This is a genomic window from Enterococcus sp. 4E1_DIV0656 (genome assembly GCF_002140695.1).
GTDB lineage: Bacteria > Bacillota > Bacilli > Lactobacillales > Enterococcaceae > Enterococcus_D > Enterococcus_D entomosocium.
This window is the reverse complement of record NZ_NGLF01000002.1, coordinates 187,081-212,158: the sequence shown is the minus strand read 5'-3', so window position 1 is coordinate 212,158 and position 25,078 is coordinate 187,081. Positions and strand designations below refer to the sequence as shown.

Genomic DNA, 25,078 nt, shown 5'->3' with positions numbered 1-25,078 from the left:
GTGTTCCAATGATACGCCCGGCATGATATAATAGAGTTGTTTCAGAAAGGAGTTTTACCTATGACTGAAGTGGATCATTTAGAATTGGTCATTATTACTGGGATGAGCGGAGCCGGCAAAACGGTCGCGATCCAGAGTTTTGAAGATATGGGGTACTTTTGTATCGACAATATGCCCCCAAGCTTGATCCCTAAATTTTGGGAACTGATCAAAGAATCAGGAAAAGTGACAAAAATTGCCTTAGTTGTCGATCTGCGTTCAAGATCGTTTTTTGAAGAAATCCAAAGTATGCTGATCGATATTGAAAACACGAATTTTATCGACACACGGATGCTCTTTTTAGATGCATCGGACAATGAATTGGTGTCAAGATATAAGGAAACGAGAAGAGCACATCCATTAGCGATGGATGGCTTAGTTACGGAAGGCATTCGCAAAGAGCGAGCGATCTTAAACGATTTGAAGACGCGCGCCAGTATTGTTATCGACACAACGACGTTGACCCCTCGGCAACTGAGAGAAAAAATCAATCAAGAATTTCGTGCTTCTCATGAGACAGGGTTTCGTATTGAAATACTTTCGTTTGGCTTCAAGTATGGCTTGCCGATCGATGCTGATATCGTGATGGATGTTCGTTTCTTACCGAATCCCCATTACATTCCAGAGTTGCGTCCTTTAACGGGTAAAGATGAACCCGTGTATGATTACGTCATGTCTTTTCCAGAAACGGAAGAATTCTATCAGCAATTTAGTACACTGTTGCAAACGATCATGCCAGGCTATGTCAAGGAAGGTAAAAGCAGCTTGACGGTGGCTATCGGCTGTACTGGGGGTCAACACCGTTCGGTTGCATTATCGGAGCGCATCGGGGCGGTTTTGGCAGAAGACTATCGCGTCAATATTACTCATCGCGACAAAGATAAGCGCAAAGAGACGGTGAATCGTTCATGAAAATGAAAACGTACCGGATCAGAAAGCCGAAGATCGTTGTGGTAGGTGGCGGAACTGGGTTACCAGTCATCCTGAAGAGCTTGCGGAATCAAGGTGTCGACATCACAGCGATCGTTACGGTCGCTGATGATGGCGGTAGCAGCGGCGAGATCCGCAATTTGGTTTCCTCTATTTCACCACCGGGGGATCTGCGCAATGTTCTGGCGGCTCTATCTGATATGCCGCAATTATATAATGATATTTTTCAATACCGTTTTAAAGCGGAAGACAAATTTTTAGCCAATCATGCCCTTGGGAACTTGATTATTGCGGCGATTGCTGAAATGCGTAGCAGTACCTATGAAGCCATTCAAATTTTGTCGAAAATCATGCATATCGATGGACGAGTATATCCTTCCTCAGATCTGCCATTGGTGTTGCACGCTGTTTTTAAAGACGGCACCGAAGCGGTAGGCGAGTCCAAAATCGCGGTTGATCGCAAAACGATCGAACGGGTCTTTGTTCGTAATCAAGAAAATAATGATGAGCCGAAAGCAGCTCGTAAAGTTGTTTCTTCAATTATGGAGGCAGATATGATCGTCTTGGGTCCTGGTAGTCTCTTTACTAGTATTTTGCCCAATCTCATGATCAGCGAGATCGGCCAAGCAATGTTGGAAACACAAGCTGAAACGGTTTATATTTGTAATATCATGACCCAAAAAGGTGAAACCGAACACTTTAGTGATGCCGACCATGTGCGAGTCTTGCATAAGCATTTAGGCAAACCCTTTATTGATACGGTGTTAGTCAACACCGAGAAAGTTCCAGAAGGATATATGGACCCAGAGATTTATGATGAATATCTTGTACAAGTGAAACACGATTTCCAAGGACTGCGAGAAGAAGCCAGCCGTGTCATTTCAGCTGACTTTCTGGAGCTTAGAGATGGCGGAGTTTTTCATGACGGAGATAAAGTGATTGAAGAACTTCTACGTATCGTTTACGGGGCCAAAATCTAAGAAAGGAGGGATTTTTTAATGTCCTTTGCAGCAGAAGTAAAAAAAGAATTGACTGCATTAGAAGTTCATCGCGAACATGCCAAGGCAGAACTGGCAGCTTTGATTCGGATGAATGGGTCATTAAGTATCAACAACCAGCAATTTGTTTTAAACGTTCAAACAGAAAACGCGGCGATTGCCAGACGCATCTACTCTTTACTAAAAGATCATTACGACGTGCGCAGCGAGTTGCTGGTCCGTCGCAAAATGAAATTAAAAAAGAACAACGTCTACATCGTTCGTTTGAAGCAAGAGACAAAGCGCGTGCTTTTGGACTTAGATATCATGGACGGGCTGATGTTTCAAAGCCATGTTTCTGATGAGATCATGGGCAATACTCAAAAAATGCGTTCCTATTTACGAGGGGCTTTCATGGCATCAGGATCGATCAACAATCCAGAAACTAGCCGCTATCACTTAGAGATTTATTCCATCTACGAGGAGCATAACCAAGATATTTGCGATATGCTAAACGCATATGGTTTGAATGCCCGTGCATTAGAACGTAGAAATGGGTATATTTCTTACTTGAAAGGCGCTGAGAAAATCGCTGATTTTTTGACTCTGATCGGCGCCACCAATTCCATGTTGAAATTCGAGGACGTGCGGATCGTGCGAGACATGCGTAACTCAGTCAACCGTTTGGTGAATTGTGAAACCGCCAATATGAACAAAACGATCGATGCTGCTTCGAAGCAGATCGACAATATCGAGTTTATTCAAGATCGAGTTGGCTTGCAAGCTCTACCTGAAAAGCTGCAAGAAATCGCCGAATTACGTTTGGAACATCCCGAGGTCAGCTTGAAAGAGCTAGGAGAAATGATTCCATCAGGAGCGATCTCGAAATCAGGGATCAATCATCGCATTCGAAAAATCAACGAATTTGCCGATCATCTTCGTGAACAAGTCAGCTAGTCGAATGGAATAAAAATGAATCAAAAGAGCAGGAGCAGATTTGACGTGGATGTTCGCGTCAAATCTGCTCCTGCTCTTTTATTTGTGGTTACTCATTGATCAATGCAGTTAATTCCTCAGCAGTGATCGATTCATCAAAAATGTGCCCATCTAAGATAATCGTTGGCACAAATTGAATGTTGGCGTTTTTCGCTTCTTCCACAATTTCTCCGGCGATCGCAGGATGATTTTGTTCAGATAGCCCTAAGGTATTTTTCGCATATTCTGCCACTTCATTTAAAGATAAATGACCCCATTCGTCTTGTGTTTGATAAATTTTTGTAATCTCAGCGATCGTTGCCTGAGGATCTGTACTGGAAACAAACCGATGCATCACATTGCCTCGTTGCAATGATTCTTTTTCTTTGTCGAATAATTTGATGACACGGCGTAGTTTCCCAGCTGTGACAGCTTCACTTAAGATCGGTAACGATTCCTCAAACCATTGCCGACAATAAGGACAACGCAAATTCATAAATTCGACGATCGGTTTAGCGGAAGGGTCTCCGATATGTATCCCTGTTACCGCATTTGTTTCTTGTGCTTTGATGATTGAAATATCCATTAAGATTCCTCCTTTTTCTTTTAGTTTACCGAAGTTTCTACTGAAAGAAAAGCCTCAGGTCTTTTGATCCGAGTCTGTGAAATGAGGAGGGAAATTAGCTAAATACTATGTATTTCGTTTCACGAAATAAAGAAAATTACCCAGCCGGTGCTTTTATATTCCTTGATTTTCAGCTATAATGAATTGTGTTTTATTGTGCAAAATGATGATTAAAGGAAGTTATATAGATGAGAAAAAGAAAAACAATGGATGGCAATACGGCAGCTGCCTATATTTCCTATGCCTTTACGGAACTTGCGGCGATCTATCCGATAACCCCTAGTTCAACCATGGCTGAATTAGTGGATCAGTGGTCTGCTCAGGGAAAGCATAATCTTTTTGGGCAGCCGGTGAAAGTGGTTGAAATGCAATCTGAAGCAGGGGCGGCGGGTGTGGTTCACGGCTCATTAAAAACCGGTGCCTTAACGACGACCTATACGGCATCTCAGGGACTTTTGTTAATGGTACCAAATATGTACAAGATTGCTGGGGAAATGCTGCCAGGCGTCTTTCATGTCGCCAGCCGAGCAGTAACAACCAATGCCTTGAATATTTTCGGAGATCATACCGACGTAATGGCCACTCGACAAACAGGCTTTGCTATGCTAGCGGAAAGCAGTGTTCAAGAAGTAATGGATTTAGCGCCAGTCGCTCATTTAGCAGCAATTGAAGCCAACATTCCATTTTTAAACTTTTTTGATGGTTTCCGAACCAGTCACGAGATTCAAAAAATCGAGGTGCTGGACTATGAAGAACTCGCACAACTGGTTAATCATGAAAAGTTGGCTGCTTTTCGTCAAAAAGCGATGAATCCGAATCACCCAACAACGAGTGGGACGAATCAAAATCCTGATATCCATTTTCAACAGCGGGAAACGATCAATCAGCACTATCAAACATTGCCTGAGATCGTTCGTTTTTACATGAAGAAAATCAATGCTTTAAGAGGAACCAACTATGATTTAGTGGACTATTATGGTGCTGCGGACGCCGAAGAAGTTATCGTTTCGATGGGGTCCTCAACGCAAACGATCCAGCAAACGGTGGATCATTTGTGCGCTTCTGGACGCAAGGTGGGAGTCTTGTCGATCCATCTGTATCGACCATTCCCATTAGAAGTCTTCTTAGAAAAAATGCCTGCTACCGTCAAAAGTATCGCTGTATTGGATCGCAGCAAAGAACCTGGTGCCAACGGAGAGTCTTTGCTTTTGGATGTGCAAAGTGCCATGTATGATGCAGCGATTCGGCCGACGATCATTGGTGGACGCTATGGTCTTGGGTCAAAAGATGTGACGCCTGATCAAATCGTTGCCGTTTATGACGAATTGATTAAGCCAAAAGCGAGCCAAAAGAAACGCTTCACCATTGGGATCACGGATGATGTGACGCAATTGTCGTTGCCCTCAAAAGGCACGCTAGATCTAACTGATCCATCCACCTTCCAAGCGAAATTCTGGGGATTCGGCTCTGATGGGACCGTTGGGGCGAATAAGTCAGCAATCAAAATCATCGGTGACCATACCGAAAAATATGTGCAAGGCTATTTCCACTATGATTCGAAAAAATCTGGTGGTCTAACGGTTTCCCATCTGCGATTTGGGGATACCCCCATTCGTTCTACCTATCTGATCGAACACGCGGATTTCGTTGCATGTCATACGCCTGCGTATTTGCATACGTATGATTTGCTGAAAGGACTCAAAAAAGGCGGAACCTTTTTATTAAATACGACCTGGTCACAAGAGCAAATTTTAAATAATCTACCGAAGAAGATGAAACGTTATCTTGCTGAAAACGAGATCCGTTTTTATACCATCAACGCCATGCAGTTGGCAATGGAAGTTGGCTTAGGTGGGCGGATCAATACCGCGATGGAAACAGCCTTCTTTTACTTGGCAAACATCATTCCGACCGAGGAAATCTTGCCGATTTTAAAAGAAGAGGCGCTGAAAAGTTATCGGCACAAATCGATGGCGATCGTTGAAAAGAACCAAGCAGCCATTGATCGCACCATCGAATTATTACAAGAAATCCCTGTTCCAAGCGAGTGGGCAACAATCGAAGTGCCGGAAAGGACATCCACTGCTATGACACAATTTGTGCGGGAAATCGTGGAACCCATCAACCGTCAAGAAGGCAATCAACTATCCGTCGGCACCCTCGTAAGGAACCAAATGACTGAAGGGGTGATCCCTGTCGGGACAACAGCGGTTGAGAAGCGGGGCATCGCTGTTGAAGTGCCTGAGTGGCTATCAGATCGCTGTACCATGTGCAATGAGTGTGCCTTCGTCTGTCCTCATGCGGCGATCCGCCCGTTTTTGGCAGATGAAGATGAATTAACCGAAGCACCGGAAGGCTTTATCGTCAGAGAGATGCGAGGAGCGAACGGCCAAAAATATCGAATTCAAGTTTCCGTTGAAGATTGTACAGGTTGCGGCCTTTGTGTGGAGGCATGTCCCGCCAAAGGGAAAGCCTTGACGATGCGTCCTTACGAAGAACAAAAAGAGCAAGCTTTAAATTGGGCTTTTGCGATGACTTTACGCCAAAAGGAAAATCCAGCAAAACCAGGAACTGTTTTGGGCTCCCAATTCAATAAGCCCTTATTGGAGTTCTCTGGTGCTTGTGCGGGCTGTGGGGAAACCCCTTATGTCAAACTTCTGACCCAAATGTTTGGTGATCGCATGATGATCGCCAATGCGACCGGCTGCTCTTCGATTTGGGGTGGAACCTCACCAGTATCCCCTTATACAACCAATCACTTAGGACAGGGTCCAGCTTGGTCAAACTCGCTGTTTGAAGACAATGCCGAATATGGCTATGGCATGTTCTTAGCCAACCAAACCCGACGGGAGAAATTAGCAGCTCAGTTGCAGTCATTGAAAGCCGCTGTATCAGAAGAATTGCAGGCTTTGATTGATGATTGGGACCTTCATCGAGAAGAAAGTGCTGGGACACAGCAGCGAGCAGCAAAATTGATCGCCGCCTTAGAAGCTGAGGCTTCCACGACACCTCAGCTGAACAAAATTCTGCAGGAAAAAGATTTGTTTGTTAAGCCAAGCCAATGGATGATAGGTGGCGATGGCTGGGCATATGATATTGGGTTTGGCGGTATCGATCATGTTCTCGCTTCTGGTGCAGATGTCAATATTCTTGTGTTAGATAATGAAGTTTATTCCAATACGGGGGGGCAAGTCTCCAAAGCGACACCAACTTCGGCTATTGCTAAATTCGCTGCTAGTGGCAAGTTTGTTTCCAAAAAAGATTTAGGAATGATGGCGATGACCTACGGACATGTCTACGTCGCACAAATCGCATCTGGTGCTAATCAAATGCAAACGATCAAAGCCTTTGAAGAAGCCGAGCGGTTCCCGGGACCGTCAATCATCATTGCCTATACGCCATGTATCACTCACGGTCTTGCTGGCGGAATGCGTCAATCCTTGAAAGAAGCGCAAGAAGCAGTTGCATCAGGGTATTGGAGTCTCTACCGCTATAACCCGCTGTTGGCAGAAAATGGGAAACAGCCAATGACGCTCGATTTCAAAAAGCCAGCATTTGATCAAATGCCTGCCTTTATGCAGACCCAAGTCCGATTTGCTTCCTTGCAGTCTGCCAATCCCAATGCGGCGGAAGCCTTGTTTGAAAAAACCGTTTCAGATGCGAAAACTCGTTTCTATAACTATGCCCGCTTAGCAGGTCAAGAAGAAAAAATTCGAGCAAAGCTTGAAAAAAATGTAAGTACTGATACAGAACAACCAATGGCAGTAAAAACGGAGCGTGTGCGAAGAGAAAAACAGCCGTTAAGCGAAGAACAGCTCGCTGAAAGAGCAGCACGGCGTGCAGCGCGCGCAAAACGTCGTCAGCAAGAATAATCGCTAGCTGAGGAACGACCCTGGAAAAACGCTTTATCACGTTTTTTCAGGGTCGTTTGTTGTTTTTCCTATGAAATGCGTGCAAGAAGCTCTTTTAGATGAAATCTTCTAAGACCTTTGACAAACAATGATTTCATGATAATGGTAAACTAAATAAAAGAGCTGATTATTTTTTCAAAACTTTTTCATAAATTTGTTTTTTTTCAAATCTTTGAAGAGGTCCTATGTTATACTATTATCTGAAGTCTTAAGAATAAAGGAAGGCTGTTTATGTTGATAAATTTCAGGGATTTTTTTAATTTAGATTATTGGAGAGAATTGCTCTCATTTGATATATTTTCTTGGTCTTTTTTAGTAAATGTTTTAGATGTGATCGTTGTTTGGTATTTGGTTTATAAGCTTATCCAGCTTGTGCGAGGGACAAAAGCGATCCAGTTGTTCAAAGGAGTCGGACTGTTCATTGTTCTAAGGTTTTTGGCTGGTATCGTAGGATTAAAGACGCTATCTTGGTTGATGGATCAAGTCATTACTTATGGGGTGATCGCCGCAATTGTTATTTTCCAACCAGAAATTCGACGGGGGCTAGAGCATCTTGGACGCAGCTCTTTCTTCAAGACTTCTAAAAACGAAAAACGGCGGGATGAAGTTTTGGTCCAAGCACTGGACAAAGCTGTTCAATATATGGCAAAACGAAAGATCGGTGCATTGATCACGATCGAGCGGACGACTGGTTTAGAAGAATACATCGAAACTGGGATTCCCTTAGATGCGGATGTGACGGGCGAACTACTGATCAATATTTTTATTCCTAATACACCGCTGCATGATGGTGCAGTCATTTTAAGAGATGATAAGATCGCTGTTGCTAGTGCCTACTTGCCATTGTCAGAAAGTCCACTGATTCCGAAAGAATTCGGGACACGTCATAGAGCAGCTGTTGGGATATCAGAAGTCAGTGACGCATTGACCATTATCGTCTCAGAAGAAACCGGCGACGTTAGTATTACGCTAAATAATCGCATGCTGACTGAACTTTCTCGCCAAGAGTATCTCGACGTGTTGAATCGCGAATTAGTTCCGGAAGAAAAACCTGGCAAACGCAACTTGCTGCAATCTTTCTTTGAAGGGGTCAACAAAGGAGGAAGAAAATGATCAAGAAAGAGCGTCGTCAAAACGTATTTTATGGTATACTAGCGCTGTTCTTTAGTCTGGTTTTGTTTTTCATCGCCAGCGGATCAAGCCTGCAAGTCAATCTTGCGGGAACATCAAATCCTTATGAGGAAGAGATCGAAAATGTACCGATTCAGACCACCTACGACACGGATGAATACTTCATCCAAGGATTTGAAACAACAGTGGATGTGACTTTATCTAGTCGAAATCGGGTACAATTGAATGCAGAACGTAGTGAGGAAACACGGAGCTTTCGAGTCGTAGCTGATTTGACTGGGCTCGATGAAGGAACCCATGAGGTCCCTTTAGAAGTAAAAAATCTTAGTTCAAGCGTCACAGCTGAAATCGAACCAAAAACAGTCACTGTGACGATCGAGAAAAAAGTGACCCAAACGTTTACCGTTGAACCCGTCATCTCCACTGACGGAGCAACGAGTGGTTACGGCGTCGATTCAATGAGTGTCGATCCGCAGAAAGTAGAAATCACAACTGGCGATCAAACATTAGCTGAAATCGACCGAGTGGTAGCGATCGTAAATCCAGATGATATCACTGGGGATTCGATCACTGTCAATGGAACCATCGAAGCCTGGGATAGCGACAACAATCCATTAGCGATCATCGCGGATCCTGATTCGGTAGATGTTGCATTGGTGATGGAGGCTCCAAGCAAAGAAATTGAATTGTTTGTTACACAACAAGGGACAACTCCAGACGGGATCTCCCATTACATTTATCGCATGAGTAGTATCAGTGCCGTTCTGACAGGACCACAAAGTATCTTGGATGAAACCCAACAGATCGGTGTGCCGGTGGACGTTAGTGAGATCACGACAACGACGGAACGGACAGTAACCATTCCAGTGCCTGAGGGGACAACAATCAATCCAACGGTCGTGACGATCCAAATCACACCGGTTGCAGAAGCTACTACGGAGAATCAATCAAACAATGATAGCAATGAAGCAGTGAATAGTGAGAATTCTCAAGACAACTCTTCAACAGACGACACGACGAACGAACAAACAGAGAATTCCGCAAGCAGCACGACGACAAGTAGTTCTTAGTCGTTTGACTGTAGAGAATGAATAAGAGAGGTTATTAAAATGGGAAAATATTTTGGTACTGATGGTGTTAGAGGAGAAGCTAACAAGGAATTGACACCTGAGTTAGCATTTAAATTGGGGCGTTACGGCGGCTATGTACTAAGTCAACATGAAACCGGAGACCGTCGTCCTCGCGTATTGGTTGGGCGAGACACACGAATTTCTGGACAAATGCTAGAAAGCGCATTGATTGCTGGTTTGTTATCCGTTGGGATCGAGGTATTTCAATTAGGCGTTATTTCCACACCAGGAGTGGCATACTTGACGAAAGTACAAAAAGCAAGCGCAGGTGTGATGATCTCTGCCTCTCACAATCCTGCACAAGACAATGGGATCAAGTTCTTCGGAAATGATGGCTTTAAATTAGTCGATGAACAAGAAGCTGAAATTGAAGCATTGCTTGATGCGCCGGAAGATACACTTCCTCGACCTTCTGCCGATGGCTTAGGAACGGTGGATGAGTTCCCAGAAGGGTTATTGAAATACTCTCAATTTCTACGTCAAACAATTCCTGACGATTTAGAAGGGATCACGGTTTGTGTCGATGCAGCAAATGGCGCAACAGCTACAAGCGTTAATCGTTTGTTTGCCGATCTAGAAACAGAATTCTTCACAATGGGAACTTCCCCAGATGGGTTGAACATCAATGATGGTGTTGGTTCGACTCACCCCGAACCATTAGCCGAATTCGTCGTTGAAAAAGGGGCCGATGCTGGTCTTGCATTTGATGGAGATGGCGATCGGGTCATCGCAGTTGATGAACTAGGAAATATCGTTGATGGCGATAAGATCATGTATATCTGTGCAAAATATTTAGCAGAACAAAAACGCTTGAACCAAGGAACGATCGTTACAACAGTCATGAGCAATTTAGGGTTCCACAAAGCAGTGGAAGCAATTGGTCTGAAAGATGTGATCACACAAGTCGGTGACCGTTATGTCGTAGAAGAAATGCGTAAAAACGATTATAATTTCGGTGGCGAGCAATCAGGGCATATGATTTTCTTGGATTTCAATACGACAGGTGACGGTTTACTATCAGGAATTCAACTATTGAATATCATGAAACAAACGGGCAAGAAACTGTCGGAATTAGCAGGAGAGGTAACGATCTATCCACAAAAACTTGTCAACATTCGAGTGACAGATAAAAATGGTGCGATGGATGTTCCAGCTATCCGTAAAATCGTGGAAGAGACAGAAGCAGAAATGAACGGTGAAGGCCGGATCTTGGTTCGTCCTTCAGGAACAGAACCATTGCTTCGGGTGATGGCAGAAGCACCAACCATTGAAAAAGTCGATTACTATGTTGAAAAAATCGCAGCGGTCGTTCGAGAAGAAATCGGTGCGGAATAAATGAAGAAGTAAGACGATCAAAGATATTCTTTGGTCGTCTTTTTTGTCTACTTACCAGCAAGAAGCCAACTTGCGAACTAGAGAAACTTGTCAACGAATTTGTCGACAACGCTTAAAAGGGAACACGCCGTGGGCAAGCCTTGCGAAGTATAGTTGCTTTTAAAAGTCTTTTCGGATTTGTTGGGTAGAAAACAAGAAAAAAGAACCCCTATGAACGATCGAGTCATCGAACGAGGAGTTCTTTTTATTAAACAGAAGATAACCAATTCGGTTTCAGTTTTTTAAAAAACTATTCAACGGTAACGGATTTTGCTAAGTTTCTTGGTTTATCAACATCGAATCCGCGTTGTAAAGTGGCAAAGTAAGCCAGCAGCTGTGTTGGAACGACTGCCACTAAGCTGGTTACCAATGGATGAACATTTGGCAAAATGATTTGATCAGTCGCTTTTGCTAACTCTTGACTAACGATCACAAGGGTGTGAGCCCCACGAGATTCGACTTCTTTCAAATTGCCTCGCGTATGAGAGCCAGTCACTTCTTCCGTGATCACACCGATCACTGGTGTACCTTCTTCGATCAACGCGATGGTGCCGTGTTTTAATTCACCAGCCGCAAAGCCTTCCGCTTGGATATAAGAAATTTCTTTTAATTTCAATGCCGCTTCCATTGATACATAGTAATCATTCCCACGACCAATGTAAAATGCATTACGGGTTTCGGAAAGAAAATCTTCAGCAAATTGACTGATAACAGCTTTTTCATCCACTAAAGCCTCCATTGCAGAAGCAACGATGCTTAGTTCATGGAACACGTCAAAATCCAATGCTTCAGGGACAGCTTTTTCATCACCAATGGCTTTTGCTAATAAGGTCATGACAGCGATCTGTCCGGTATATGCTTTTGTAGAGGCAACGGCGATTTCTGGACCAGCATGAAGCAATAAGGTATGGTTCGCTTCTCGAGAAAGAGTAGAACCAGCAACATTGGTAATCGTGAGACTAGGAAGACCTAACTGGTTGATCGTCACTAATACTTGACGGCTATCTGCCGTTTCACCACTTTGTGATAAGAACAAGAAGAAGGGTTTTGCTGACAACAATGGCATGTTGTAGCCAAACTCACTAGATAAGTGAACCTCAACAGGGATCTGTGTTAGCTTTTCTAAAATGGATTTTGCTGCCCAACCAGCATGATTACTGGTACCACATGCGATGATGTAGATTCGATCGCTCGCTAAAAGTTCGTTTTTTAACGCTGGATCGATTACTACTTCACCGGATTCTCCTTGATATTCTTGGATCAAGCGGCGCATCACGGTTGGTTGATCATCGATTTCTTTTAACATGTAGTAAGGGTACGTTCCTTTTTCGATGTCAGTCAGATCTAGTTGTGCTTCATAAGATTCACGGTACACAAGGTTTCCTTTTGGATCTTCGATTTCGATCGCATCGGCTGTTACGGTCACCATTTCGCCATCTTCGATCTCAACAAAATGAGTCGTTTGATCGAGCATTGCTAAGGCATCGCTGCAAATGACATTAAATCCATCTCCCAAACCGATCAATAAGGGACTTTTATTTTTAGCAACATAAATGGTTTCTGGATCTTTTTTTTCTACTAAAGCAAAGGCATAAGAGCCGCGAATCAAGGACAAAGCTTTTTTAAAGGCCGCTTTGGTCGTGCTGTTGTCTTGCTCTTTCAACACTTCAATCAAATGAACAACGATTTCGGTATCTGTTTGACCTTCAAACTGGTGGTTGCTTAAATATTCTTGATGAAGCTCTTCAAAGTTTTCGATCACACCATTATGAACCAAAACGAGTGCTTGGTTTGCCGAAGTGTGAGGATGAGCATTCATTTCTGATGGCTTGCCATGGGTCGCCCAACGGGTATGTCCGATACCGATCGTTCCTGTTACTTCAGAAGTCACTTTTTCTTCCAAGTTTTTGATTCTTCCTTGGGCTTTCACTAAATGATCCGAAGTCCGATCAGCGACATAAAGGCCTGCTGAGTCATAGCCCCGATACTCTAAGCGTTCCAATCCGTTTAAAATAATTCGTTCTGCATTTGATTTTCCTACGATTCCTACAATTCCACACATAATGATAATCCTACTTTCAAAAAATTTAGTTTGGCATTATGTATTTCTATCTGCGCAGCAAGTCTTTGTCATCATCTTACGATGAGATTTGTTCTTGCCTGTAGAGTGCAGTCCCTAGAGTCATCCGCCGAATGTTTCGATAAACTCTTTCCTCGTCATCTGTTTCCAGATCAGGCGCTATCCATATTGGTCTATCTATCCTCCTTGTGAAATATTTTATAGAAATACAAGCAATATCATAATATTTATTCCTGTTTCTGTCAACTGTAAGTTATATGAAAATAATTGGTATAGTTATTGGTAAGGTTGATTTGAACCAGTCTAAAGGGAATCAAAATAGCTGACATAGCTTTGTCGAATAAGATTCCCAAGAAATTTCCTCATAAAGCTATGCTTTTTTTTTTAAGTTCGCTACAATAAAAAAGTAAGAAAGTGAGGGAATGAAATGCCAGAATTTGTAAATTGTATGACTTTTTCAGAGCTAAAGAAAATAGTAGCTGCGATAGAAAAAGATCCTAATGTCACAGATGAAACAAAGGTCATGTTGGATACGGGCTGGGACAGCTTGCAAGAAATTTTACCCGGATCAGTCACCGTGGAAACCGCGCAAACATTCAAAGTCCAGGATGAACTAACAAAGGAATTTTTTGGCGGCTACGTCTTAGCTGAAAAAAGCGAGAAATTTGATGCGGTTGGTGACGAAGAAGCAGTGATCGTCATCAAAAATCTATACTAAATTATGGGAAAGGCGAAAAGTTAGGTGGGAAAATGAATAAAAGAAGATGGATCGCAGCGGCGATCGCAGCAGGGTTATTTATCTGCTCGGGGGTTTTTTCAGTAATCACAAATCGTCCAGAGCAAGAGGAAACTCAAACGCTGCAAGGTTTAAATGCTTTGTTCTACGGAAGTAATGCGATCGAAGAGACAACGTTAGTTGCCGGAGATCAAGACAATCGCATTGTTCGCTTATCTTTAGAAGGAACGATCGCCAGCAGCTCCAGTGGCGGCTTATTCACAACAGAATCTTATGATCATCAGCGATTTTTAGAAGAACTACGGATGATCCAAGAAGATCCAACTATTGGGGGCATCTTGATGGAAGTCAATACCCCAGGAGGCGGCGTCTATGAAAGTGCCGAGATTGCTCGTGAATTAGCAAAAATCAAAGAGTTAGGGATTCCGATGTATGTCAGTATGAAAAACATGGCAGCCAGTGGCGGTTATTATATTTCGGCAGGTGCTGATAAAATTTTCGCAACGGATGAAACGATTACCGGTTCGATCGGAGTGATCATGTCGGGGCTCAACTATGCCGGCTTATTCGAAAAGCTAGGGATCGAAGACAATACGTATAAAAGTGGTGCACTAAAAGATGTAGGTTCAGCAACGAGAGAGCCAACAGAAGCCGATAAAGAAGTCTTGCAGACCTATGTCGACAATGCTTATGGTCGGTTCGTTAAAATTGTGGCTGAAGGACGCGGCATGACAGAAGAAGCCGTTAGAAAGATCGCTGATGGCCGCATCTATGATGGTCAGCAAGCAGTGTCTGTTGGCTTAGTGGATGAAATCGGTTTTCCTGAAGATACATTAGCAGCAATGCAAGCAGATCTAGGCTTGGAAGATGCAGAGATTTTCAGCTATGACGTTTCATCTACTGGATTTGCTTCTACTTGGTTAGGTTCAAGTTTAGCCGAACTGCAAGGACTAAAAGAATCAAATACAGAACGAGTGATCCAATTGATGGAAAGCCTAGGAACAAGCGATGCCCCTAAACCTCTTTATTACTATGGAGGTGAATAACTATGACAGATAAAAACAAGTATTCCGCTGCCGCATCGTCAACAGATGACAATCACACAAGTACATCAATCGATCAAAGGGAACAGCGCGAAACCTCCACACCGTCAACCGGTCATACGGATGTACGAACTGAAGCGCAGGTTTCAGAAACAGCCGAACCAGTAAACGCCAGCAAAGCGATGAAGAACGCACAAGTAAACCATCCCGATGATTTTTATCAACAAGTCTTGACGTCTTTTCAAGAAGAAGAGTATAACCAAAGTGAAATCGAAGAAAGACAAAAAGCGTGGCAACATTTTGAAGAACCTGAAAAACAGACCGAAGACAAACGGTTCTTTAATGACTTTCCTAGCTACTTTTTTGCCGGTTTTTGGATACGTCTGTTTGCTTTTTTAGTGGATCTTCTAGTGATCCGGGCAATCACGCAAATAACGATCGGCAGTATCTATAATCTAGCGAATCTAACGGCAACTAACCAGCGGTTTGGACTTTACAACGTCTGTGCCTTAGCGATCTATCTGGGCTATTTTGTTCTGATGACGAAGCTGAATCATGGCCAAACTATTGGGAAAATGCTCTTTGGCATTCGCGTTATTTCTTTTGTAGAAGAAGAACTCAGTTGGCAAACGGTCTTGATCCGCGAACTTTGCGGGCGCTATGTGCTGCAATTCAATGTTTTCTTTTATCTCGGTTATTTACCAATCGTCTTTAATAAAAATAAGCAGCAGGCTGCGGATTATTTTGCAGAAACAAGTGTGGTAACCATCAATTTGATCAAGGCCTTTAATAAACAGGTGGATGCCAATCACGTAATGATTGGTGCACAAAACTAACTAGCAGATCAAGCAATTAGTAAAGGAGGGGTCGTGAATGGGTGAGACGATTGATTTCCCGGGACCAAATGAGCGGCTTCGTCTGGCGGCAGAAAAAGCCTACCAGTCAAAAGAGTTTTTGCAGGCTTTTCGTTTGTACAATGAACTTTATCAAAAAAACGCCAGTTTTGAGATCAATCAATGGCTCGTGGAATGCTTGCAACAGCTGAATGATTTTGCCAAAGCGTTAGATCTTGCGGAAGACTATCTAGATGATTATTTGAAACAAACTGATGGTTTTTTACAAATTGGTCATCTGCTGATCTTGGATGGTCAATACTTAAAAACTCGGCGCTGGCTTACATTAGGTCAGAAAACAAAAATTCCAAAACGCTATCAGGAACAGTTGGCTAGTGAACTAGCTAAAGTAGAAGAAGTACAACAAATTTTAGGATTGGAAGATTTTCATGGGAAACGCAAGCATTTACGCGCATTAGATGAAGCCAATCAACCGGTGAGTGCAACAGAGTGGCACATTTTTACCCAAGCTATTACCAAATCACAATTTATCTCGCTGATGCATGACACGTTGGCTTCCATCAAAAATCCGTATTTGCTACCTAAATTAGTGGATGAGCTCGTGCGTCTTGAAGTGGACGAACCTTTTGACCTAATCGATTACCTTGGGAATATGCAGCAAATCGTTCCGAAAGAATTGAAACTTTTACAGGAGGATGACGCTGTTAAAGCGATCCATAAAGCGATCGAAGAAACGATCGCCCAAGAGGACCCGATTTTAGCGGAAAGTGTCTCAGCAGAAATCGATGATCATTTAGCGATAAGTTACCCGTTTTTACCGGCAAAAGAAGAGGCAAACGCATGGGTGGCAAGCTACATTGAAGATTATCGCGGGTTATTTGAAGAAAAAGAACAGCCAAAAGCAGACAATGAAATAGAAGAACGCAAACGACACTTGCGCAATATCCTACGTTTGAGCATTCGCTGAAAGAAAAATTCGCAACTTTCATGGTAAAATGTTTACAATTAAACAACGTTAGTGTACTATTTAAAGGTATGCATGAAGCTATTTCATATGTAAATCAATTAATATTCGGAGGGAAATAAATGACTGCAAAATGGGAAAAAACAGGCACCAATGATGGTGTTTTGACATTTACGATCGCTCAAGCGGAAATCCAAAAAGGCTTGACGACTGCATTCAATAAAGTGAAAGGCAATCTTAACGTACCTGGCTTCCGTAAAGGGAAAGTTTCACGCCAAGTATTTAACCGTATGTACGGCGAAGAAGCGTTGTATGAAGATGCATTGAACGCTGTTCTTCCAGAAGCTTATGAAGCTGCTGTAAAAGAAGCAGGGATCGATCCGGTTTCGCAACCAAAAATCGACGTTGACAGCATGGAAAAAGGTCAAGACTGGGTAATCAAAGCAGAAGTTACTGTAAAACCTGAAGTAAAACTTGGTGATTACAAAGATTTAACTGTTGAAAAACAAGACCGTGAAGTAACAGAAGAAGACGTTGATGCACGCATCAAACGCGAACAAGAAGCACAAGCTGAATTAGTTATCAAAGAAGACGAAGCAGCTGAAAATGGCGACACAGTCGTTATCGACTTTGAAGGCTTCTTAGGAGAAGAAACATTTGAAGGCGGCAAAGGTGAAAACTACTCACTTGAACTTGGCTCAAACTCATTCATCCCTGGTTTTGAAGAACAATTAGTAGGAACAAAAGCTGGCGATAGCAAAGACGTTACCGTGACTTTCCCAGAAGATTATCAAGCAGAAGATTTAGCTGGTAAAGAAGCAGTCTTCAAAGTAACGGTTCACGAAGTAAAAGCAAAAGAACTTCCTGAATTAGATGATGAATTCGCAAAAGACGTTGATGACAGCGTTGAATCATTAGCTGAATTAAAAGAAAAATATCGTGCTGAATTGACTGAAACAAAAGAAAAAGCAGCAGAAGATGCAAAAGATGAAGCTGCGATCCGTCAAGCAGTTGAAAACGCAGAAATCGTTGAATTACCACATTCAATGGTACATGATGAAGTACACCGTTCAATGGATGAGTTCTTGAACAATATGCAACGTCAAGGAATCTCACCAGAAATGTATTATCAATTAACTGGTTCAACTGAAGCAGATCTTCACACACAATTTGAAGGCGAAGCAGAAACACGCGTGAAAACAAACCTTGTCATTGAAGCGATCGCTAAAGAAGAAGGTTTGGAAGCAACAGAAGAAGATATCGAAAAAGAAATCAAAGAACTTTCTGAAGCTTACAATATGCCAGTAGATCAAATCAAACGCGTCTTAACAGAAGACATGTTGAAACATGATATTACAATGAAAAAAGCAGTTGAACTTGTAACAGGTACTGCAAAAGAAGCGTAGGCAAAACTCTAAAAACGGCGAACATCTAGTGGTGTTGGCCGTTTTTTCATGGGAGTAAATAGGGGGTATTTCGGAATTACTAACAAATGATAAGAAAACGTTAGGCAAAGTAAAAATGACTTTTTCTTTCAAAAAAGTTATGATATGATTGTTTAAGACTGCAAAGTTAGTAAACCAAATTCCACTCCTTTAAATAGGTTGGAAAATTTTCAAGGGGTGAACAGTATGTACGATAATACAAACGGTAATGAAGCTGTTCGTTGTTCTTTTTGCGGAAAAACGCAAGAAGAGGTGAAAAAGATCGTTGCAGGGCCTGGGGTCTATATCTGTAATGAGTGCATTGATTTGTGCAAAGAAATCATTGATGAAGAGTTTTACGAAGAAGCAGTTCGGGAGTTTACCGAAGTGCCGAAACCGCAAGAACTATTGAATGTCCTCAATGAATATGTGATTGGACAAGATCGTGCCAAACGAACATTGGCTGTAGCGGTTTATAATCACTACAAACGCGTCAATGTAGAAACGACAGCTGAAGATGTGGAGTTACAGAAAAGCAATATTTGCTTGATCGGACCAACAGGTTCAGGTAAAACATTTTTGGCACAAACGCTAGCACGTTCACTGAATGTGCCTTTTGCAATCGCTGATGCAACCAGTTTAACAGAAGCCGGCTATGTCGGTGAAGATGTGGAAAATATTCTTTTGAAGCTTTTACAAGCTGCTGATTATAATGTAGAAATGGCTGAAAAAGGGATTATCTATATTGATGAGATCGATAAAATCGCCCGTAAGAGTGAAAATGTATCGATTACTCGTGATGTCTCCGGTGAAGGTGTTCAGCAAGCTTTGCTGAAAATCCTAGAAGGAACCACTGCTAGTGTGCCGCCTCAAGGGGGACGGAAACATCCGCATCAAGAGATGATCCAAATCGATACGACCAATATTCTCTTTATCGTTGGTGGGGCGTTTGACGGGATCGAAACAATTGTTAAAAACCGCTTAGGTGAAAAAACCATTGGGTTTGGTACAAACAACAAACGTCTTGAAGAAGGCGAGAGCGTGATGCAACAGATCATTCCTGAAGATTTGCTTAAATTCGGTTTGATCCCTGAATTTATCGGCCGTTTGCCAGTGATGGCTGCTTTAGAGAAATTGACGGTAGATGATTTAGTGCATATTTTGACTGAACCAAAAAATGCCCTTGTCAAACAATATCAAAAATTGATGGCATTAGATGACACAGAACTCGAATTTGAGCCAGAGGCTTTACGTGCGATTGCTGCGCAAGCAATTGAGCGAAACACCGGTGCTCGTGGATTACGTTCGATCATCGAAAATATCATGATGGAAGTCATGTTCAATGTTCCTTCTGATGAGTCGATTCAAAAAGTCACTATTACGGAAGAAGCTGCGAAAGGACTTGGCGAACCAAAAATCATTTACAATGAAGAGACAAAAAAAGCAGTCTAATCGAGACCAAGTCGGATAGTTTCATTGCTATCCGGCTTTCTTTTTGAAAAAAATGAAAAGGAGCGATCCAATGAAAGTACATGAAGCTGAGATCGTCATTAGTGCTGTTTCACCAGCACAATACCCAGATACACCCTTACCGGAGATTGCCTTAGCAGGGCGCTCCAATGTCGGTAAATCTTCCTTTATCAATACATTGATTAACCGTAAAAACTTAGCCCGAACCTCGTCAAAACCGGGGAAAACCCAAACATTGAATTTTTATTTGATTGAAAATACGCTGCATTTTGTCGATGTCCCTGGCTATGGCTATGCAAAAGTATCAAAAACCGAGCGAGCAAAATGGGGAAAAATGATTGAAACGTACCTCGAACAAAGAGAGCAGCTGCGAGCAGTAGTATCTTTGGTAGATTTGCGCCATGCACCTTCCCAAGAAGATGTTCAGATGTATGAATTTTTAAAGTATTATGAGATCCCTGTGATCGTTGTTGCCACCAAAGCAGACAAAATCCCTCGTGGGAAATGGAATAAGCATGAAAGTATGATCAAAAAAGCGTTGTCCTTTGATCCAGCTGATACGTTCATTCTTTTTTCTTCCATTACCAAACAAGGAAAAGAAGAAGCATGGAAAGCCATCGAAGCAGCAATCAAATAATTTTGAATAAAGAAACGAAGCGAGCAAGTCGCTCCCTTCGTTTTTTTGCTTTTTAAAAGTAAAAATTGGGGATTTAGGCTATTCTACGGAGCGTAGAGTGCCAAATTTGCCCAATTTCAGCGAAAATCTCCTTAATATTTGTTAAACTTGTAACAAGGAGGTGTGGTCGAATGCATGAAACATTAAGTAAAAAATTAAAAGACTATCGATCAAGACATAACTTAACCCAGAAGGAATTAGCTGCGAGGTTATTTGTTTCTGATAAGGCCATTTCAAAATGGGAACGAGGAAATGGGTTGCCAGACATCGAGACATTGGTTCGTCTCGCCGATTTATTAGGCACTCCAGTGGAAGAGCTATTAAAAGAAAAGAAAGAAACCTACTATTATGAATACAAAAGTGAACGGAGGGTTCTACGGCTTCCGTTAATGCACATTTTGATTCCCAATTTATTCTTATTACTGAATCAAGTGACGAGCGTTCGAGAGTTTTTTGTTCTGATGAAAGAGGTACCCACTGCGTCTGGCTGGTTCTGTCTTGGCGTTAAAGCCAAAGGGGTCATTGCTATGGGGCTTATCAGTTTGGGACTGCTATCGATCGGTGTTATGTCCTTTGGCGCGTTGGCAATCGGGACCATCAGCATCGGCGCGTTCGCTTTTGGTCATTTCTGTTTTGCCTTGCTCGTTGGTATAGGAAATATCGCCGTTGGATCGGTTGTTGTTGGAAATGTTGGTATCGGATTACTTGCATTAGGAAATGTTGCTGTTGCATGGATTGGAGTTGCAAATTATGGTGTAGGGAGTTTTATGGCTGTTTTGCCATCGAGTGCAACGGCAAAGGATTTCAATCATGCGATTCAGCAACTGCTAGCGACAGACATCCCGGATTTGATCAAAACCACTTTTTTTGAACCAATGATTCGCTTTACTCAATCCCCAATCGTGGTAGCTGGCTTTGTGGTCACGATCCTAGCAGGCGTCGTTTTCATTCTTTGTCTGGTGATTATCGGCTTGATTCGCTTACGGCAAAGTGTTTTATATGAAGAGTTGTAATGTGAGAAGGAGGATCAGATTCTAATTCTCCCAGATAAGTTGATTTGGTCGCTCATTTCTTAGCTAAAAAGGTAAAAAAGGCAAGGACCTCGCAGTCCTGTGCCTTTTTTGTTAGTCTGCTTTTTTTATATTATTTGCTTTTTTTTGCTCTTTTTCATCATCAGGTTCGTTTTTTAAGAAACGCTCAATGTCCTTTTCCTGCTTTTTATTGTCTTTGTCGTTATCGGGAAGAAAGGCAAAATCATCAAACATTTTATCTAGCGAGTCTTCTCGTTGGAATTTTAAGCCCATAAGGTTCACCTCCAAGCGCCTTTAGTTTACCACGAACGGTCGTAGATTTCACCAAAAAAAAGCGAAATAGTGTTCAATCGTTTCTCCCTTTACTATAATTAAAGAAAGGGGATAGAAAAGAGGGATAGCGATGATCAAAACTGAAAAAATTTACGGCTTTCTACAATCGACACAAATGGAAGCATCACAGTTACGTTTGTTGATTGAAAATTGGTTCGCTTTGGTTCGTCTTAGCTATCAGCCGACGGAATACTATTACAATCAGCAAGAAAAGAAACCTTATGATTTTGATGAGGTCAGTCAACTGCTGCATAGCGCCCCTGAAGAAATCAATACTGAATTGATTGTGACGGACGGCCAAAATGAGTCCAGTATCCATATCATTCAAGAGGCTGTTTTACAACGGCACCTGTTTACGAAAGACGTATTTTCCACACAGAAAACAGTGATTTTAAGTTACTTCGATGAAACGATGCAAAGAGATGGATTGTTTGGCTATTTGCGTTCATATGATGAGTACCTGATGCATAACGTCGAGCGAATCGAGAAAAGACAAAATTTTCAATCGATTGCTGAAATCAACGCGTTACCGAAGCGGAAAAATTTTGAACAAGAGATCGTTATTGATTGCAATCAATTTGCTGGGTACGATGTTTTTTACAATGGCTACACACTGACCTCTTGTTGGCGAATGTACTTTTCGGTATTCTATGCCCGTATTATTCCTCAGGTGATCATTACGGATGCCCAACAAGTCGAGCAGGTCCAAGTTAGAGATCAGGGAATCGTGATGGTGGAATTGTATCGCGATCCGTTTCAGTGGGATCACGAGTTGAATCTTTCATACCAGCGTTTGTTTCGCGATCAAACTGGGATCGATCAATTGACATGGGATAATGGCGTCGGTATTTTGAGGGAACCATATATTGAGTACGCCTTTGGCGACCAATTGATCCAAACCATCCAGTACCAAAATGATCGGCTGCAGCCGACGACTAAGCGTAACGCGACACATTTCGTCACTCGAAGCTTCGATTTGGTGAACGAAGAGTACCAGGAGCGACGGGTGAAAGGTTACTTGAATGCACAAGCGTATTTTCCTTGGATCGACCAAGACCGGTTGCGCATGATGGATTATATTGTATTAAAACCGGAATTGACTATAGATGATGGAATTGAGGCATATGCCTTTTATATTCGGAATCACCTCGAAATTGATTACTCAGAGGATCGCTTTAAAGACTATACAGCTTGCTTACAATTTTATTTACCAGAAACAGCCTTGAAGGAGCTGCCGATAGACGGATTGAAAGCAGCGATGCCGGATGTTCATTTTGGCTATTTGCACCGCACGCGCAAATATACGTGGGTTAACCTAAAGAAGGATGGGAAAAAACTACGAGTGTATTTTATGAATACCCAAAAGCTAGTCGAACAGCAGCTCTTTACCAATCAAGAATGAAAAAGACCCGCAAGATCACGAGGATCTTGCGGGTCTTTTCAATTAGGCAGCTTGTTCAGGCGCTTTTTTCAACAAACCGAATACAACGCCAGAAACGATCGCACCGATTAAGATGAATAGCAAGAACAAAATTGGTTTAGATAATAATAGAACAACGAAGATCCCACCATGTGGTGCCATTAATTGGATATCAAAGGCACCGACAAGCGCACCAGTCAGTGCAGAACCAACGATAAAGCTTGGGATCGCCCGCAATGGATCTGCTGCTGCAAATGGGATCGCACCTTCTGTGACGAAGGATAGCCCCATGACGATGTTTGTTAAACCAGCTTCTTTTTGGTCTTTGGTGAATTTATTTTTAAACAATAACGTTGCGACAAAGATTGCCAATGGAGGAACCATTCCGCCCGCCATTACAGATGCCATCACGACGCTACCACCTTCAGCAACGGTCGTTGCCAATGTTGCAGTACCGAAAACATAAGCGGCTTTGTTGATTGGGCCACCTAGATCGGCTGCCATCATTGCTGCTAACAAAGCACCAAGTAAAGCGGCGTTGGTACCACTTAAGCCAGTCAAGAAGCTATTCAAACCGTCATTGATGGCTTTCATTGGCACGTTGATCAGTAACATCAAGAAGCCAGTGATCAATAGGCCGAAAACAGGGTAGAAAAGGATCGTTTTGATTCCTTCTAATGATTTTGGTAAACCTTTGAATAATGAACGCAAGAACTTGATGACATAACCAGCTAAGAAACCGCCAATCAATGCTCCTAAGAATCCAGCACCACCCGTATTTGCTAGGGCACCTGCTGCGAAACCGACGATCAATCCAGGTCGGTCACTGATACTTGAAGCGATGAAACCAGCTAAGACAGGTAACATAAAACCAAATGCCGCGCTACCGATTTGATTGAACCAAGAAGCGGCTTGGTTGTAGTTTCCTAATTGACTCAAGGCATCTTGAGGGACACCCATGAACTGGTCCACCATGAAGGAAATAGCGATCATGATTCCACCGGCAATAACAAATGGTAACATGTGAGAAACACCATTCATCAAATCTTTATAGATTCGTTGACCGACTGAACCATCAGCAGAAGCGTCCTCTTTATCAGAAGCTTGGCCACTACCGTGAAAAACAGGAGCAGTTCCGCTCAATGCTTCATTGATTAATTGCTCGGTTTTACGGATACCATCGCTCACAGGACGGTTTACTAAATGTTTGCCGTCAAAGCGATCCATTTCAACTTTTTTATCGGCAGCTACGATCACACCAGCAGCTCGGGCGATATCAGCTTCTGTTAAACGATTTTTGATTCCTTCTGAACCATTTGTTTCGACTTTGATGTCAACACCAAGTTCTTTGGCTTTCTTTTTCAAAGCATCTTCTGCCATGTAGGTGTGGGCGATCCCTGTCGGGCAAGCTGTAACTGCGACGATATAGGGACGTTCGCTAGCAGGTGCTGCTTCTTGGTTTGCCGCTTCTTCTGCTAAAGCATCGGCTTCTTGCTGTGCCTCAGCTTCTGAGAAAAGTTGTTGTACTTGATCAGCAGTTGTCGCTGTTTTTAGTTTAGCAACGAAATCTGGATCGATCAATAAGCGAGATAGAGCTGCTAACGCTTGTAAATGAGTATCATTTGCTCCTTCTGGTGCTGCGATCATAAAGAAGAGGTACGTTGGTTGTCCATCTAACGCCTCATAGTCGACACCCGCATTACTCTTTGCGAATAAAACCGTCGCTTCTTTGACTGCACTGTTTTTGGCATGGGGCATTGCGATGCCGTCACCTAACCCTGTTGAGGTTTGGGCTTCTCGGGCAAGAATTCCTTCTTTGTAGATTTCGACATCTGAAATCCGTCCGACAGCATATAATTTTGCTACCATTTCATCAATGGCACCTTTTTTGTCTGTTGCTTGCAAGTCCATGATCATGGCATCTTTCAGCATCAACTCATTGATTTTCATTTTTC

Annotated in this window: 20 protein-coding genes; 16 read left to right on the top strand and 4 right to left on the bottom strand. The window is 42.5% G+C overall.

Annotation, left to right across the window (positions count from 1 at the left end):
• The first annotated feature begins 60 nt into the window (after positions 1-60).
• The 3 genes from rapZ to whiA are packed head-to-tail and all read left to right on the top strand — an operon-like array spanning position 61 to position 2,903.
• Positions 61-951, top strand: coding sequence for an RNase adapter RapZ (rapZ, locus tag A5882_RS14350; RefSeq protein WP_005235675.1), 891 nt, complete (start codon positions 61-63; stop codon positions 949-951).
• Positions 948-1,949, top strand: a complete 1,002-nt coding sequence (yvcK, locus tag A5882_RS14345) for a YvcK family protein (RefSeq protein ID WP_008382192.1) — start codon at positions 948-950, stop codon at positions 1,947-1,949. Before rapZ ends, yvcK begins: the two co-directional genes overlap by 4 nt.
• Before the next feature lie 18 nt (positions 1,950-1,967).
• Positions 1,968-2,903 carry a DNA-binding protein WhiA gene (gene whiA / locus A5882_RS14340; RefSeq protein WP_005235679.1) on the top strand — a complete coding sequence of 312 codons (936 nt, stop codon included), beginning with the start codon at positions 1,968-1,970 and terminating at the stop codon, positions 2,901-2,903.
• 88 nt (positions 2,904-2,991) lie between these two features.
• Here whiA and A5882_RS14335 read toward each other — a convergent pair whose 3' ends face one another.
• The gene (locus A5882_RS14335; RefSeq protein WP_016611872.1) at positions 2,992-3,507 is read right to left on the bottom strand and encodes a DsbA family protein; all 516 of its coding nucleotides are present in this window, start codon (positions 3,505-3,507) and stop codon (positions 2,992-2,994) included.
• 227 nt (positions 3,508-3,734) lie between these two features.
• Between A5882_RS14335 and nifJ the strand changes: the two genes are divergently transcribed.
• The 4 genes from nifJ to glmM all read left to right on the top strand — a co-directional run bounded on the left by nifJ (position 3,735) and on the right by glmM (position 11,053).
• Positions 3,735-7,418 (top strand): pyruvate:ferredoxin (flavodoxin) oxidoreductase, encoded by a 3,684-nt coding sequence (gene nifJ / locus A5882_RS14330; RefSeq protein ID WP_086373008.1) that lies wholly within the window; start codon positions 3,735-3,737, stop codon positions 7,416-7,418.
• Between the two features lie 270 nt (positions 7,419-7,688).
• The gene (cdaA, locus tag A5882_RS14325) at positions 7,689-8,570 is read left to right on the top strand and encodes a diadenylate cyclase CdaA (RefSeq protein ID WP_005235688.1); all 882 of its coding nucleotides are present in this window, start codon (positions 7,689-7,691) and stop codon (positions 8,568-8,570) included.
• Positions 8,567-9,658, top strand: coding sequence for a YbbR-like domain-containing protein (locus A5882_RS14320; RefSeq protein WP_016620048.1), 1,092 nt, complete (start codon positions 8,567-8,569; stop codon positions 9,656-9,658). Before cdaA ends, A5882_RS14320 begins: the two co-directional genes overlap by 4 nt.
• A gap of 39 nt (positions 9,659-9,697) precedes the next feature.
• Positions 9,698-11,053 (top strand): phosphoglucosamine mutase, encoded by a 1,356-nt coding sequence (gene glmM, locus A5882_RS14315; RefSeq protein WP_016620049.1) that lies wholly within the window; start codon positions 9,698-9,700, stop codon positions 11,051-11,053.
• 289 nt (positions 11,054-11,342) lie between these two features.
• On the opposite strand, the gene glmS is transcribed toward glmM, so the two are convergent.
• Entirely contained in the window at positions 11,343-13,154 is a 1,812-nt protein-coding gene (glmS, locus tag A5882_RS14310; RefSeq protein ID WP_008382201.1) for a glutamine--fructose-6-phosphate transaminase (isomerizing), read from the bottom strand.
• Between the two features lie 445 nt (positions 13,155-13,599).
• On the opposite strand from glmS, the gene A5882_RS14305 reads away from it, so the two are divergent.
• The 8 genes from A5882_RS14305 to A5882_RS14270 all read left to right on the top strand — a co-directional run bounded on the left by A5882_RS14305 (position 13,600) and on the right by A5882_RS14270 (position 21,352).
• Positions 13,600-13,890, top strand: a complete 291-nt coding sequence (locus A5882_RS14305) for a hypothetical protein (RefSeq protein ID WP_005235701.1) — start codon at positions 13,600-13,602, stop codon at positions 13,888-13,890.
• Positions 13,891-13,922: 32 nt separating this feature from the next.
• Entirely contained in the window at positions 13,923-14,954 is a 1,032-nt protein-coding gene (gene sppA, locus A5882_RS14300; RefSeq protein ID WP_005235703.1) for a signal peptide peptidase SppA, read from the top strand.
• Between the two features lie 2 nt (positions 14,955-14,956).
• Positions 14,957-15,787: an RDD family protein gene (locus A5882_RS14295; protein ID WP_086332413.1), complete on the top strand. Its 831-nt coding sequence runs from the start codon at positions 14,957-14,959 to the stop codon at positions 15,785-15,787.
• Positions 15,788-15,824: 37 nt separating this feature from the next.
• Positions 15,825-16,772: a hypothetical protein gene (locus A5882_RS14290; protein ID WP_086332412.1), complete on the top strand. Its 948-nt coding sequence runs from the start codon at positions 15,825-15,827 to the stop codon at positions 16,770-16,772.
• 119 nt (positions 16,773-16,891) lie between these two features.
• Entirely contained in the window at positions 16,892-18,175 is a 1,284-nt protein-coding gene (gene tig, locus A5882_RS14285; RefSeq protein WP_005235710.1) for a trigger factor, read from the top strand.
• 225 nt (positions 18,176-18,400) lie between these two features.
• Positions 18,401-19,645 carry an ATP-dependent Clp protease ATP-binding subunit ClpX gene (clpX, locus tag A5882_RS14280; RefSeq protein WP_005235713.1) on the top strand — a complete coding sequence of 415 codons (1,245 nt, stop codon included), beginning with the start codon at positions 18,401-18,403 and terminating at the stop codon, positions 19,643-19,645.
• 70 nt (positions 19,646-19,715) lie between these two features.
• Positions 19,716-20,300 (top strand): ribosome biogenesis GTP-binding protein YihA/YsxC, encoded by a 585-nt coding sequence (gene yihA, locus A5882_RS14275; protein WP_008382206.1) that lies wholly within the window; start codon positions 19,716-19,718, stop codon positions 20,298-20,300.
• 170 nt (positions 20,301-20,470) lie between these two features.
• Positions 20,471-21,352, top strand: coding sequence for a helix-turn-helix transcriptional regulator (locus A5882_RS14270; RefSeq protein WP_086373007.1), 882 nt, complete (start codon positions 20,471-20,473; stop codon positions 21,350-21,352).
• A 111-nt stretch (positions 21,353-21,463) separates the two neighbouring features.
• On the opposite strand, the gene A5882_RS14265 is transcribed toward A5882_RS14270, so the two are convergent.
• A complete protein-coding gene (locus tag A5882_RS14265) occupies positions 21,464-21,643 on the bottom strand; it encodes an SPJ_0845 family protein (RefSeq protein ID WP_008380128.1) in 180 nt (59 codons plus the stop codon).
• A 130-nt stretch (positions 21,644-21,773) separates the two neighbouring features.
• Here A5882_RS14265 and A5882_RS14260 point away from each other — a divergent pair, with 130 nt between their 5' ends.
• On the top strand, positions 21,774-23,105 hold the full coding sequence (locus tag A5882_RS14260) for a hypothetical protein (protein WP_005235720.1): 1,332 nt from the start codon (positions 21,774-21,776) through the stop codon (positions 23,103-23,105).
• Between the two features lie 42 nt (positions 23,106-23,147).
• Here the strand turns inward: A5882_RS14260 and A5882_RS14255 are convergent, their stop codons facing one another.
• Positions 23,148-25,073 (bottom strand): fructose-specific PTS transporter subunit EIIC, encoded by a 1,926-nt coding sequence (locus A5882_RS14255; protein ID WP_005235722.1) that lies wholly within the window; start codon positions 25,071-25,073, stop codon positions 23,148-23,150.
• Positions 25,074-25,078 lie beyond the last annotated feature (5 nt).